13 protein-coding genes, 1 tRNA gene and 1 pseudogene are annotated in these 12,363 nt (G+C 59.9%); 2 read left to right on the top strand and 13 right to left on the bottom strand.

All coding sequences use genetic code 11. From position 1 onward, the window contains the following. Positions 1-330 precede the first annotated feature (330 nt). Positions 331-2,148, top strand: coding sequence for a sigma-54-dependent Fis family transcriptional regulator (locus tag JFT63_RS03450; protein WP_057703148.1), 1,818 nt, complete (start codon positions 331-333; stop codon positions 2,146-2,148). 1 nt (position 2,149) lies between these two features. On the opposite strand, the pseudogene JFT63_RS03445 reads toward JFT63_RS03450, so the two are convergent. The 6 genes and pseudogenes from JFT63_RS03445 to JFT63_RS03420 all read right to left on the bottom strand — a co-directional run bounded on the left by JFT63_RS03445 (position 2,150) and on the right by JFT63_RS03420 (position 6,849). Next, a pseudogene (locus JFT63_RS03445) lies at positions 2,150-4,261 on the bottom strand (TonB-dependent receptor family protein). A 135-nt stretch (positions 4,262-4,396) separates the two neighbouring features. Further along, entirely contained in the window at positions 4,397-4,666 is a 270-nt protein-coding gene (locus JFT63_RS03440) for a hypothetical protein (protein ID WP_057703146.1), read from the bottom strand. Between the two features lie 132 nt (positions 4,667-4,798). Beyond that, positions 4,799-5,539 carry a hypothetical protein gene (locus tag JFT63_RS03435; protein WP_198843456.1) on the bottom strand — a complete coding sequence of 247 codons (741 nt, stop codon included), beginning with the start codon at positions 5,537-5,539 and terminating at the stop codon, positions 4,799-4,801. 151 nt (positions 5,540-5,690) lie between these two features. Continuing rightward, entirely contained in the window at positions 5,691-6,008 is a 318-nt protein-coding gene (locus JFT63_RS03430; protein WP_198843488.1) for a hypothetical protein, read from the bottom strand. A gap of 351 nt (positions 6,009-6,359) precedes the next feature. Beyond that, positions 6,360-6,557, bottom strand: a complete 198-nt coding sequence (locus tag JFT63_RS03425; protein ID WP_198843455.1) for a hypothetical protein — start codon at positions 6,555-6,557, stop codon at positions 6,360-6,362. A gap of 201 nt (positions 6,558-6,758) precedes the next feature. Then, a tRNA-Ser gene (locus tag JFT63_RS03420) sits at positions 6,759-6,849 on the bottom strand. 152 nt (positions 6,850-7,001) lie between these two features. Between JFT63_RS03420 and JFT63_RS03415 the strand changes: the two genes are divergently transcribed. Then, entirely contained in the window at positions 7,002-7,673 is a 672-nt protein-coding gene (locus JFT63_RS03415) for a Bax inhibitor-1/YccA family protein (protein WP_003192030.1), read from the top strand. A 69-nt stretch (positions 7,674-7,742) separates the two neighbouring features. Here the strand turns inward: JFT63_RS03415 and murB are convergent, their stop codons facing one another. Genes murB through JFT63_RS03380 form a run of 7 tightly spaced genes read right to left on the bottom strand, consistent with a single transcriptional unit; the run spans position 7,743 to position 12,262 of the window. After that, positions 7,743-8,762 carry a UDP-N-acetylmuramate dehydrogenase gene (gene murB, locus JFT63_RS03410; RefSeq protein WP_198843454.1) on the bottom strand — a complete coding sequence of 340 codons (1,020 nt, stop codon included), beginning with the start codon at positions 8,760-8,762 and terminating at the stop codon, positions 7,743-7,745. Further along, positions 8,759-9,223: a low molecular weight protein-tyrosine-phosphatase gene (locus JFT63_RS03405; protein WP_198843453.1), complete on the bottom strand. Its 465-nt coding sequence runs from the start codon at positions 9,221-9,223 to the stop codon at positions 8,759-8,761. The genes murB and JFT63_RS03405 overlap by 4 nt, the downstream gene beginning before the upstream one ends. Then, a complete protein-coding gene (gene kdsB, locus JFT63_RS03400) occupies positions 9,223-9,987 on the bottom strand; it encodes a 3-deoxy-manno-octulosonate cytidylyltransferase (RefSeq protein ID WP_198843452.1) in 765 nt (254 codons plus the stop codon). The genes JFT63_RS03405 and kdsB overlap by 1 nt, the downstream gene beginning before the upstream one ends. Continuing rightward, a complete protein-coding gene (locus JFT63_RS03395) occupies positions 9,984-10,169 on the bottom strand; it encodes a Trm112 family protein (protein ID WP_003174668.1) in 186 nt (61 codons plus the stop codon). The genes kdsB and JFT63_RS03395 overlap by 4 nt, the downstream gene beginning before the upstream one ends. A gap of 22 nt (positions 10,170-10,191) precedes the next feature. Then, entirely contained in the window at positions 10,192-11,202 is a 1,011-nt protein-coding gene (lpxK, locus tag JFT63_RS03390; protein ID WP_198843451.1) for a tetraacyldisaccharide 4'-kinase, read from the bottom strand. Next, positions 11,202-11,630, bottom strand: coding sequence for an ExbD/TolR family protein (locus tag JFT63_RS03385; RefSeq protein WP_186558615.1), 429 nt, complete (start codon positions 11,628-11,630; stop codon positions 11,202-11,204). The genes lpxK and JFT63_RS03385 overlap by 1 nt, the downstream gene beginning before the upstream one ends. Continuing rightward, positions 11,627-12,262, bottom strand: coding sequence for a MotA/TolQ/ExbB proton channel family protein (locus JFT63_RS03380; RefSeq protein WP_046068614.1), 636 nt, complete (start codon positions 12,260-12,262; stop codon positions 11,627-11,629). The genes JFT63_RS03385 and JFT63_RS03380 overlap by 4 nt, the downstream gene beginning before the upstream one ends. Positions 12,263-12,363: the final 101 nt, after the last annotated feature.

Below are 12,363 nucleotides of genomic sequence, written 5' to 3'. Positions count from 1 at the left end.
GGAATGAATCTGGTCCGTTGTCAGAGCGAGTTTCGTGCCAAAACCGCAAGCGCTTGATGTGTAAGGAAATGGGTGAACCATGATGTTCAGGAGTGAACAATCCGGCTGAACAACTGAACACTGTCGGGGTTGACAATGAACAGTTGTGAACAACACTTTATGCGCGACGAAGATCAAATGTGGGAGCGGGCTTGCCCCCGATGGCGGTGCATCAGTTTGTAGATGCTGTGCCTGACCCTCTGCCATCGCGGGCAAGCCCGCTCCCACATTGTTCGATGTCTGACGTTAGATGGCGCAAGACCCGACAACAATAATAATGAAGGTCGCACGATGGCCGAACCCTTGACCCACGACACCCTTATCCAGGAATCCTGGCGCCGTTGCCGCGCCTATGGCCTGGATCACCAGAGCCCCCCCAGCTTTGACCAACTGCCCGCCGACGGCATCAGTCAACTGCTGGAAAGCCAGCATTCACTGGTGCAGACCACGCATCAGGAAGTGCTGCCCTACTACGAAAACATCCTCAGCAACTCCAACTGCCTGATCATGCTGGCCGACAATCAGGGCCAGGTCCTGACGTCGTGGGGCACCCAACGGTTTATCGAACCCAGGCTGGCCCGTGGCTTCAGCCCCGGCGCGAGCTGGATGGAGCGTGCCAGCGGCACTAACGCCATCGGCACCGCACTGGCCTGCGCCCAGGCCGTGCATATCGAACACGACGAACATTTCCTCAAGGCCAACCGCTTCATGACCGGCTCGGCGGCGCCTATCTTCGATGCCCAACGGGAAATCATCGCGGTGCTGGATGTGTCCAGCGACAGCTACCTGCCGCCCTCCCACACCCTGGGCATGGTCAAGATGATGAGCCAGACCGTGGAAAATCGGCTGATCCTCAACCTCTTTCGTGGCGAACATTTTCAACTGACCTTCAACACCGGCTTGAGCAACCTCGACAGCCAGTGGGCGGGCCTGCTGATCTTTGATGAAAGCGGCCAAGTGCTGTCGGCCAATCGGCGTGCGGACAACCTGCTGGGCATAAGCCTGTCGCGGGTGATGATCGACAGTCTGTTCAAGGTGTCACTGCTGGAGTTGCTCAACCAGCCCGAAGGGTTGCCGTTTGCGTTGCAGGCGGCGGGACGCAATCGCTTCCAGTGCCTGTTGAAACGGCCCAGGCAGATGCCGGTACAGGCGCGGGTGTTCAGCCAACCGCCGCCGCCAGCACCGACCTCGATCAACCTCAAGACCCTGCATTTTGGCGATGCGCGCGTGGAGAAAGCCGTGCGCCAGGCCGAGCGCCTGTTGGAAAAGGACATTCCACTGCTGATTCATGGCGAAACCGGCGTGGGCAAAGAGGTGTTCGTCAAAGCCCTGCACCAGGCCAGTTCCCGCAGCCGACAGGCGTTGATCGCGGTGAACTGTGCGGCGATTCCCGCAGAGCTGGTGGAATCGGAACTGTTTGGCTACGAAAAAGGCGCGTTTACCGGCGCCAATCAGAAAGGCAGCATCGGCCTGATCCGCAAGGCCGACAAGGGCACGTTGTTTCTCGATGAGATCGGCGATATGCCGTTGCCAACCCAGGCCCGCCTGTTGCGGGTGTTGCAGGAGCGCTGTGTGCAGCCGGTGGGCAGCAGCGAGGTGTTCCCGGTGGATTTGCGCATTATCTCGGCGACCAACCGTGCATTGCGCGAGCTGGTGCAAGCCGGACGTTTTCGCGAGGATTTGTACTACCGCATCGGCGGCCTGACCCTGGAATTGCCGCCGTTGCGCGAGCGCACCGACAAGCAGGCGTTGTTTCAGCAACTGTGGCAGCAACACCGCGAGCCGAACCAGTGGGCCGGGCTGAGTGCCGAGGTGCTGAGGTTATTTGAGCAACATCCGTGGCCGGGCAATTTGCGTCAGGTGAGCAGCGTGCTGCAGGTGGCGTTGGCGATGGCCGAGGACCAGCCGATTCGCGCAGAACATCTGCCGGATGATTTTTTTACCGATTTGAAGCAAGCGCCGCCGCTGCCCACCCGCGAGCGTCTGGATGAAAACCTTGACCTCAAACAACGCCTGCAAGCCATGGGCGGGAATATTTCCCACCTGGCGCGGGAGTTGGGCGTAAGCCGCAACACGCTGTACAAGCGCCTGCGCGAACACGAGGGTTGATTTAGCGCCAGCTCCACGACACGCCGGTGTAAATGCCACGCCCATCGGCAGGGGTTGAACGTGCTGCGTCCATGCCGTTGTCGTCGTACCCCGGCGTAACGGTGTTGGCATAACGGCGGTTGGTCAGGTTGCGCAGGTCGACCCAGGCTTGCCAGTCTTGCTGGGGTGCGTCATAGCCGAACGTGGCACCGAGGGTGGTGTAAGCCGCGGCGTAGTAGGAATTGGCGTAGTCCACCGCTACCCGCGAGGCGTGCTCGGTGTTGAGGCTGGTGTAGAAACCCGTCGGGTGGCTGTAGCGCACCTGGGCCTGATAGTAATGCTTGGGGATGCCGGGCAAGGTGTTGTCGCCGAAACGGTCATCGTCGCGGTAGTGGAAGTCGCTGAAGGTATAGGCCTGGCGCAGGTCGAGCCTGCCGTTGCGGCCACCGTCCCATAGCGGGCTGAGCAGGCTCAGCTCCACGCCCTGGTGCACGGTGGGGCTGGCGTTGGATTCGGCAATAATCGCGCTGCTGTTGGCGGTTTGGGCCTGGGTTTCCACGGAGAGCAATTCGTGGCGTACTTCGGAGCGATAGAGGGCCAGGTCCCAATGGCCGAGCCATGCTTCACCGCGCCCGCCGACTTCCAGGGTGGTGGCGGTCTGGTTCTTCAGGCTGACACCTTCGCGTGCCAACCCATTGGCAGGGCCGGCGTCGAAATATTTGTTGGAACCCCAGATCATCGACCAGGCGTGCGGCGGCTCTACCGACCGGCTCAGGTTGGCGTATACCTGCAATTGCGGGGTGAAGTCGTAACGCAGGCCGATGCGCGGTGCGTAGTCCCAGTCATGCTGACTGAGCGGCGCCTAGCCGTCGGGGTAAGTCACCTGGGTTTCGCGACGGGTGTAGATCGCCGCGAGGCCAGTGGTCAGCCACAGATCCTCCACCAGCTCCAGCTCGTTGCCAACATGCAGCACGGTGTCGGAGCCCAGGTAGCTGTAATCGCGGGTTTTGGTGCCGGGCGCATAGATTGCGGTCTTGCCCGCCGGGATGCGCACATATTCCGAGGCGCCATTATTGGGCATCGCCTGGGTGGTGCGCAGGCCGACGGTGGTTTTGCTGGCATGGCCGAACAGGTTGTCCTGACGGATGTAGTTCAGGGTGCCGCTGATATCGGTGTAGGCAACCTTGAGGCGGTTGGTGCCCTCGCGCAGATCCATCGGGTAATCGTGATAGGCCAGCCCGACTTCGATTCTTGATGCGTCATCGAGTTGCAAGGTGGTCTTGTTGGCGATCCAGGTAGAGCCCGGTTGCAGGCGTTTTGAATCGCGGGTGGCGTTCAGGCTGTTGGCGGCACGCGGGTCATGGCTGATCTGGTAACGCGTAAGCTTGCCGGGCGAGTCGTTGGTGGTTTCGCGGTAGCGCAGGTAGAAGCGCGTTTCCAGGTCCGGGTTGAAGCGGTAGCCGAAGTTGGCGGCGATGCCCTTGCCGGTCCCGGCGCTCTGGTGCTGGTAGCCGTCGGACTCGGAATCGGTGAGGCTGATGTAGTAATCGGCCTCCCCCAGCACCTGGCCGGAACTGATCTCACGCTGGGCATAGCCGCGGCTACCGACTTCATAGCGCACTTGCAGCTTGGGCGCGTCATAGCCAGTGCGGGTCACGTAATTGACCGAACCGCCCAAAGCCAACGCGCCCTGATCGAAACCATTGGCGCCCCGTAGCACTTCCACGCGGCTTTGCCACAGCGGGTCCTTGAGCTCATACGGCGTACCGCCCGGGCCCGTGAGCGGCAGACCGTCGAACATTTCATACAGGCCGGAGCCATGGGCACCCGGGCTGCGGTTCAGCCCCGAACCACGAATGGACAGCTTCACGCCTTCGTTATTCGCCGCCTTGGCGTACACCCCGGCCTGGTACTTGAACACATCCTCGTTACTGCTCACCCGCCCCTGTTGCACGCTGCCCATATCGATGTAATTGGTGCCGCCGGGCACGCTTTTGAGCTGGCCCTGGGCGATTTCCCCGGCACTGGCCTCGGTGGTGGTGACTTCGACTGGCGCCAATTGCAGGCCTTCGGCCTGTACCAGCGAACTGAGGGTCAGGGCGGCGAAAAGAAACGGCGGTTGGCGCAGCAACATTGGGGCAAGTCCTTGGAATGCGGGGGCGTGGCAGGCCGGGCCCACCACGCGAACAGTGATGGGAAGGCAAGTACACCCGTCAGGTCACGCCTTAATGACGAACCATGGCGCCGGCAAACCAGCACCGGTCAGGTTTCAGCCGTCCGGCTCCGCCAATTCCCGCATCAGATCGTCCGCATCCGAACCCGGCGGAAAGCGAAAACCGTACATTTCATCGGTAGCCAGGATGTCGCCCAGTGCATCGCGCAACTGCGCCTCCGAAGGCGAGTTGCGCAGCAGCGTATGCGCCGGCAACAGCAACTCGGCAGAGACGCCCTGGACAGTCGCGGCATCGATCACCGCGAACAGGATAAACCGCAAACGTATTTCGCGATCCGTGGGCCAAACCGTTTTTCGTTTACCCAAGGGAGGGCCTCGTGTTTAAGAAAAATCCGAGGCTATTGCCCGCAGGCAAGCGTTTCAAGCAGCGGGAGGCAAGATAGGCCGCTTCCTACAGCGGAAAGGGAAACACCGTACCGATTGGTCGATGGATAAGCCTCACTGCACCGGCAGGAAGTTCATCAGCAACAAACTTTGCGCGTAATTGAGGCCAATGCGTCGGTAACGCTCATCGAGGATTTGGGTGAGCAAGTCCAGACGCGCCACGATCTTGCCGAACTCAACGGCAAAACTGAGGTTACTGCCCTCCTCCGATATTTCGTTGGAAAACAACAGCAACACACCGTTGGCATCCTGGCGCTGGCTGAGCAGCCAGGTGGCCTTTTCAATATTGCGCGCCGCATTGCTGACAAACTGCGGGTTGATTGAGTCGGTCACATAGAACTGCGTACGCCCGCCGTGGGCGGTCACGAGCATGCTGCCAATCGCGTAGATAAACGCGCCTACCCGGTCGCCACGAAAGTCAGGGCTCAGGGAGTAACTCAGGGCGGCCAGATCACGCCGGTCCCCCAATGCGGGCAAGGGTTGACGATTTTCGATGGCCTGGCGAATGACCCGAGCGGCGCTCACCGCATCCGGGTAGCCCGACTGACGCCACTGGCTGGGGTTGCGCAGGTAGAGCTTGCTCATCAGCAAGTAGAGGCTTTGCAGGTTGTCGCGCATCCCCAGGGTGGCCATGCGGTCGACACTGGTCTGGAAGAATTCATCGGGCTTGCCATCGCTGAATTGCCTGGCGATATCGCGGCCCTGTTGCTGGCTGCAACCTGTTGCGCAGAGCGCGACAACCGCAGCAAGCAGCAGCGGCCATCGGGAGGTAAAAACAGTTGACGTTCGATCCATCGGCACCGGGTCTGATTCTGTTGGCCACCCGTGTGAGTCGGGTGGCTGGGACAGGGTAGATCAGCAGAATGGAAAAAAGTGCAGTGGTGCGGGCCAGATAAGCATCGGACTACAGATGCTGATCTGACCCGGCACTTGATTCCCCGGGGTGCTAGAGCACTACCGTCGCAAGCATCCCCAAGGCGCCCAGGCAGAACCCGATCAACGCGCCGCGCCCTGGTGCTTCATGAAACAGCGCCCAGACCACCACAGGCTCCAGAAGCAATAACGAAGTGACCGAGACTACCGTGACAATCCAGATATCACCGACAACCATATACCCCAGCCAATAGGCACCCAGCAGGCACAGCCCTGCAAAACACATCAAGACCACAGGAAGTACAAAGGCCTCCCAGGAACCACTGCCGGTCTGGGCCAACTTGGCGGTCACCACCTCACTGTAGATTGCACAAAACTCACCGACCACCATCAACCCTAGAGCAAAAACTCCGAGTAGTTCTTTGGACATATCAAAAACTCCTTCGTATTCAGCGCACTGTTTTTCAGCTCCCAGTCAGCAGTGCTGCAGCCGTCGTGAGCGTCGTTGCCTTGATACGAAGTGGTTTTGAAAAGGCCTGAATTACCGAAGTGCTTGTCCATGCTCATGTCCTTCAAAGGGTTGAGGCTCAGCGATCCAATACAGTGCGTGCTGATCATAGAGGCATCGTGAAGCCATTCACAATTATGCGATGGCAATATTGAGGGGCCCTGGTTGTTCAAGTGAGCCGAAAGCCGTAATAAAAACCCGGCGCTGGGCCGGGCTTCATTGATCGGGACGTCTTCAGGTAGCGGGGTGCTCACTTGCCACGGAATCCGCCGCGTCTACATCCGCCATATCCTCCTCGATGAGGGCCTCGTCATCCGGGGGTAGCGGGATATTGTCCTCATCGCGCCTCGGGTCATGCCCCGTCTCGTTATCGGTGTTACGGGTAACCGCTTGCTGGGAAATGTTGCCTGGGGCTTTCTCGTTGATTTCCATACTGGCTCTCCGTTTTATCGCTCGGGATATCCGCGCTTAAGATTGAGAGGTAGCAACGGATGGAGAGTGCGGGATGTTAGACGAATGGTGGTTCGTCTTTGAACGGTATAAATGCGAAAAACAGCATTTGTTTGATTATCAGCACACTCAAACCCCCAGAAACGCAAAAGCCCCGCTTTCGCGAGGCTTTCGTGTAAATCTTGGCGGGAAACCAGGGATTCGAACCCTGGAGACGCTATTAACGTCCGCCGGTTTTCAAGACCGGTGCATTCAACCACTCTGCCAATTTCCCTTGTGCATCACAGGATTATAGTCGCTCATCCCGTGTCAGCGGGCGCCATAATACCCGAATGAAACACACTGTCAAACTCTCTGCATCGCTTGTTACAGGGCGTCTGTTATGATCTTTGCGACTGAACGTTTCAAAACTGAAGGAGTGTCGCCATGCGCGAACAGAATTACGCAGTGAATGGCAACGCGCAGGCTGAGCAGCTTGAAGTCAGCCGCGTGTTGCGCAATACGTACGGCTTGCTCGCCTTGACGCTCGCATTCAGCGGCGTGATGGCGTATGTGGCCCAACAGATGCGCGTTGGTTATCCGAATATCTTTGTCGTGTTGATCGGCTTCTACGGTCTGTTCTTCCTGACCAACAAGCTGCGTGACTCGGCATGGGGCCTGGTGTCGGCGTTTGCCCTGACCGGTTTCATGGGCTTTATCCTCGGCCCGATCCTCAACCGTTACCTGGGCATGGCCGGCGGTGCGGAAGTGGTCAGTTCGGCGTTTGCCATGACCGCACTGGTGTTTGGTGGCCTGTCCGCCTACGTGCTGATCAGCCGTAAGGACATGAGCTTCTTGGGTGGTTTTATCACCGCAGGTTTCTTCGTGCTGCTGGCAGCGGTAGTGGCCAGCATGTTCTTCCAGATCAGCGGCCTGCAACTGGCGATCAGCGCGGGTTTTGTGCTGTTTTCTTCGGTGTGCATCCTGTTCCAGACCAGCGCCATCATCCACGGTGGTGAGCGTAACTACATCATGGCCACCATCAGCCTGTATGTGTCGATCTACAACCTGTTTATCAGCCTGTTGCAGATCTTCGGCATCATGAGCCGCGACGACTGATCAACCAGCGCAATAAAAAATGCCCCGTATCGCAAGATACGGGGCATTTTCATTTCCAGGCCTGAAAGATCAGTACTGGTTGGGTTCCATCTCCAGCTCGACCTTGAAACGCTTGAAGATATCCTGCTGGATACGTAGCGCCAGGTTGGCAATCTCACGCCCTGTGGCTGCGCCGTAATTGACCAGGACCAACGCCTGCATCTTGTGCACACCCGCATCGCCGTCTCGAAAGCCCTTCCACCCTGCCTTGTCGATCAGCCAGCCGGCGGCGAGTTTCATTTGCCCGTCGGCCTGAGGGTATGCGACCAAGTCGGGGTAGTGGCTTTGCAGTTCGGCAGCGAGGGCCTGGGGTACCAGTGGGTTCTTGAAAAAGCTGCCAGCATTGCCCAGTTCTGCCGGGTCCGGCAGTTTCTCGCGGCGAATGCTGCAAATCGCCCGGCTCACGTCGCTTGGCGTAGCGTGGGTGATGCCTTGCGCGGTCAGGCGCTGTTGAACAGGGCCGTAGTCGAGTTTCAGGTGAGTGGCGCGACTGAGGGCAAAGCGTACCCGCAGGATCAACCACCGCCCGACCTCATGCTTGAACAGACTGTCACGGTAAGCAAAGTTGCATTCGTCCAGGCTGAAATCCCGCAGCTCGCCCGTCTGGCGATCCAGCGCAGTGAGGCCGGTGAAGACATCCTTGATCTCTACGCCGTAGGCACCGATGTTCTGCATGGGAGCAGCGCCGACGGTGCCGGGGATCAGGCTAAGGTTTTCCAGGCCGCAGAAGCCGTGCTCAAGGGTCCAGAGGACGAACGGATGCCAGGCTTCGCCCGCTTCGGCTTCGATCACGACATGCATGCCGTCGTCGTGCAGCACGCGAATGCCTTGGGTTGCCATGCGCAACACCAGCGCCGGGATATCCTGGGTCAGCAGCAAATTGCTGCCGCCGCCGATCACCAGCAGCGGCACCGCGTGTGCAGCGGCATAGGCGATGGCCTCGCGAACCTCGGCATCGCTGTGGGCCTCGGCGAATAATCGAGCGCGCACATCAATGCCGAAGCTGTTGAATGGCTTAAGCGATACCTGAGCACGCACTTGCAAGGTCATAACCGCCCCTTCAATTCGATCACCAATAAATCACAGGCGCGCTCGATCAGGTCCAGGACCCGCTCGAAACCTTGTTCACCTTCGTAGTAAGGGTCTGGCACTTCGTCCACTTCGCCGTCAAAGCGGCGCAGGAACAAATCCAGTTCCGCCTTGCCCTGCCCCGGCTGCATGGCCTTGAGGTTGCGCAGGTTACTGTCGTCCATGGCCAGGATCAGGTCATAGCGCGCAAAGTCGGCGCGGCTGACCTGCTGGGCACGCTGGCTCGACAAGTCATAGCCACGCGCCAGCGCCGCACGCTGGCTGCGCTGGTCCGGGGGGTTGCCGACATGCCATTCGCCCGTACCGGCAGACGCCACCTCAACCTGGCCCGCCAAGCCGGCTTCGCGCAATTTATAGCGCAAGATGCCTTCGGCTGTTGGCGAGCGGCAGATATTGCCCAGGCATACAAACAGAACTTCCATCAGGCGCCCAGCAGGCGACGGACGCGTTCGAGGTCTTCCTGGGTGTCGACACCCGCCGGCGGCGCTTCCAACGCATCGCCCACATGGATGCGCACGCCGTGCCATAGGGCGCGCAGTTGTTCCAGGGATTCGGTGTTTTCCAGCCAGCAGGGGCCCCAGCTGACAAAATCATGCAGGAAACCGGCGCGGTAGGCGTAGATGCCGATATGGCGGCGATATGGCACGCCCTCCGGCAACACGTCGCGATTCTTGGCAAAGGCATCCCGCGCCCACGGCAAGGTGGAGCGACTGAACGTCAGTGCCAGGCCATTGATGTCGCTGACCACTTTCACCACGTTCGGGTTGAACAGCGTCTCGATGTCTTCGATCGGTTCGGCCAGGGTCGCCATACGCGCCTCGCCATGGGCCGCGAGGTTGGCGGCGACCTGGTCGATGACACCCGGAGGGATCAATGGCTCGTCGCCTTGCACGTTGACCACAATGGCGTCGGGCGCCAGGCCAAGCTTTGTCGCCACTTCGGCCAGACGATCAGTGCCGGAGTTATGGTCTTCGCGGGTCAGGACCGCTTCGGCTCCAAAACCTTTGCACGCCTCGATGATACGCGGGTCGTCGGTAGCCACCACCACCCGCTCGGCGCTGCTTTTGCACGCTTGTTCCCATACCAGCTGGATCATCGGCTTGGTGCCGATCAGTTGCAGCGGCTTGCCCGGCAGGCGCGTCGAGGCATAACGCGAGGGAATGACAACGGTAAAGGCGGTGGTCATTTATCCAGGCGCTCATCGGTGGTCAGGGTACGGGCTTCGCTTTCGAGCATGACCGGGATGCCATCACGGATCGGGTAAGCCAGGCCGGCACCTTTGCTGATCAGCTCGGTTTTGTCGGCGCTGAGCTTGAGCGGGCCTTTGCAGATCGGGCAAGCGAGGATATCGAGCAGTTTGGTGTCCATGAGTGATTCCTGGAAAGAAGCGTTAAGGCAATAGACGGTTGGGCAGCAGGCGCATCAACTGCGTGTCGAACCAGGCGACAAACGCCGGCGACGGCACCGCATCCACCGCAAGGTACCACCAGTCTGGCTGGGCAAAGGCGCGGCACTTCACCGCGTCCTTTTCGGTCATCACCAGCGGCAATGACGGGGTAAAATTCAAGACCTCGGCGCTATAGGGCGCGTGGTCGGCAAAAGCATGGGGCAGCGGCTGCCAGTGTAGCGTTTCAAGGGTATTGAAGAAACGTTGCGGATTGCCGATACCGGCGACCGCATGCACCTGTTGGCCCCTTGGAAAATGCGTGACGGGCTGGCGTTCGCCACTGTGCAGGTTGACCAGCGCGGTGGGCTGCAGCCGGAAGGCAAAACCATCCTTGGGGTCCGAGCCGGCACCGTTATAGAGCAATGCATCCACACTCTGCAGGCGTTCTACCGGCTCGCGCAACGGCCCGGCAGGCAGGCAGCGACGATTGCCGAGGCCGCGGGCGGCATCGATCAGCACCAGTTCAAGATCGCGGGCCAGGCGGTAATGCTGCAGCCCGTCGTCGGAAAGGATCAGGTCCAGGGGTTCACTGGCCAGCAAGGCCTTTACTGCACGACTGCGGTCGGGGTCGATCATCAGTGCTACGCCGCTGCGTTGCACGATCAGCAAGGGCTCGTCGCCGGCCACCTCGGCGCTGTGGCTGGCCTCGACCCGCCACGGCAACTGCGGCGGCTTGGCGCCGTAGCCACGGCTGACCACGCCCACGCGTAAACCGCTACGACGGCAATGCTCGATCAACCACAGGATCAGCGGCGTTTTGCCGGTGCCACCCACGGTGATATTGCCGACTACCACCACCGGCACCGGTGATTGATAAATCTCGCCCTCGCCTGCCACGAAGCGCGCACGCTTGCGTTCCACCACCCGGCGATACAGTGACTCCAGCGGCCGCAACAGCACCAATGCCGGATGGCCCTCGTACCAGGCCTTGAGCAAACGATCGGACATGGCCATCAGGGCGGGCTCGCCGCCTCGACGGTGGTCATGCGCAAATGGCTGAAGCCCAGCTTGCCGGCCGCGTCCATGGCAGTGATCACCGCTTGGTGTTGGGTCTTGCCATCAGCACTGATCGACAGCGGTAGCTGGGTGTCGCCACCGGATTCCTTCTGCAAGGCCTCCATCAGGCTGGCGAGGTCGTTTTTCGGCAGCAATTGGTTATTCACTGAAAAAACGCCGTCTGCGCTGATGGCGATATCCAATTGCTTGACCTGCTGGTCTTCGGCGGGTGAACCGCTCACCGCCTCCGGCAGATCGACACGCAGCTGGGTTTCTCGGGTAAAGGTGGTGGTCACGACAAAAAACAGCAGCAGGATGAACACCACGTCGATCAATGACGCGAGGTTGATATCGACATTTTCCCGTTGCTTGCGGCGAAATTTCACGCTTTGCCCTCGACCAGGTCTACGTCACGGTCGCCCTGCACCACTTCCACCAGCTTGATGGCTTCCTGTTCCATGCCAACCACCAGTTCGTCGATGCGACGTTGCAGGAAGCGGTGAAAGAACACCGCCGGAATCCCTACCATCAGGCCCGCTGCCGTGGTGATCAAGGCCTTGGAAATACCACCGGCGAGAACCGCCGCATTGGTCGCCATGCCAGCGCCCATGAACGAGCTGAAGATATCGATCATGCCCAGCACCGTACCGAGCAAGCCCAGCAGCGGTGCCATAGCGGCAATGGTACCGAGAGCGTTGATGTAGCGCTCCAGTTCATGGATAACCCGGGCAGCGGCTTCTTCAATGCACTCTTTCATGATCTCGCGGCCATGCTTGGAGTTGGCCAGGCCGGCGGCAAGGATTTCACCCAGCGGCGAATTGGCGCGCAGCTCCTTGAGCTTTTGCTTGTCGAGCTGTTTGTTCTTGATCCAGCCCCAGACCTGCCCCAGCAGGTGCTCGGGGGTCACGCGACTGGCGCGCAGGGTCCACAGGCGTTCGGCGACGATGCCGAGTGCGGCGATGGAGCTCAGAATAATCGGCAACATCATCCAGCCGCCGGATTTGACCAATTCCCACACAGTGAATGTCCCCTCGAAAAAGTGCGCCACTTTACCATATAGGTTCAGCGGCGGGGTTCGTCGGCAACAGGCCCGCCCGTTGCGGCCCTGAGTCTTTGGTA

Source organism: Pseudomonas sp. MF7453 (genome assembly GCF_016405455.1).
Taxonomy (GTDB): domain Bacteria; phylum Pseudomonadota; class Gammaproteobacteria; order Pseudomonadales; family Pseudomonadaceae; genus Aquipseudomonas; species Aquipseudomonas paralactis.
The sequence above is the reverse complement of the archived record's forward strand: the minus strand, read 5'-3'. Positions and strand labels throughout refer to the sequence as shown.

Bases quoted from the DNA above. Each gene is read 5' to 3' on its own strand.
- JFT63_RS03450 (WP_057703148.1), top strand. From the start codon at position 331: ATGGCCGAACCCTTGACCCACGACACCCTTATCCAGGAATCCTGGCGC.
- JFT63_RS03435 (WP_198843456.1), bottom strand. From the start codon at position 5,539: ATGGATCGAACGTCAACTGTTTTTACCTCCCGATGGCCGCTGCTGCTT.
- JFT63_RS03430 (WP_198843488.1), bottom strand. From the start codon at position 6,008: ATGGTGGTCGGTGAGTTTTGTGCAATCTACAGTGAGGTGGTGACCGCC.
- JFT63_RS03425 (WP_198843455.1), bottom strand. From the start codon at position 6,557: ATGGAAATCAACGAGAAAGCCCCAGGCAACATTTCCCAGCAAGCGGTT.
- JFT63_RS03415 (WP_003192030.1), top strand. From the start codon at position 7,002: ATGCGCGAACAGAATTACGCAGTGAATGGCAACGCGCAGGCTGAGCAG.
- murB (WP_198843454.1), bottom strand. From the start codon at position 8,762: ATGACCTTGCAAGTGCGTGCTCAGGTATCGCTTAAGCCATTCAACAGC.
- JFT63_RS03405 (WP_198843453.1), bottom strand. From the start codon at position 9,223: ATGGAAGTTCTGTTTGTATGCCTGGGCAATATCTGCCGCTCGCCAACA.
- kdsB (WP_198843452.1), bottom strand. From the start codon at position 9,987: ATGACCACCGCCTTTACCGTTGTCATTCCCTCGCGTTATGCCTCGACG.
- JFT63_RS03395 (WP_003174668.1), bottom strand. From the start codon at position 10,169: ATGGACACCAAACTGCTCGATATCCTCGCTTGCCCGATCTGCAAAGGC.
- lpxK (WP_198843451.1), bottom strand. From the start codon at position 11,202: ATGGCCATGTCCGATCGTTTGCTCAAGGCCTGGTACGAGGGCCATCCG.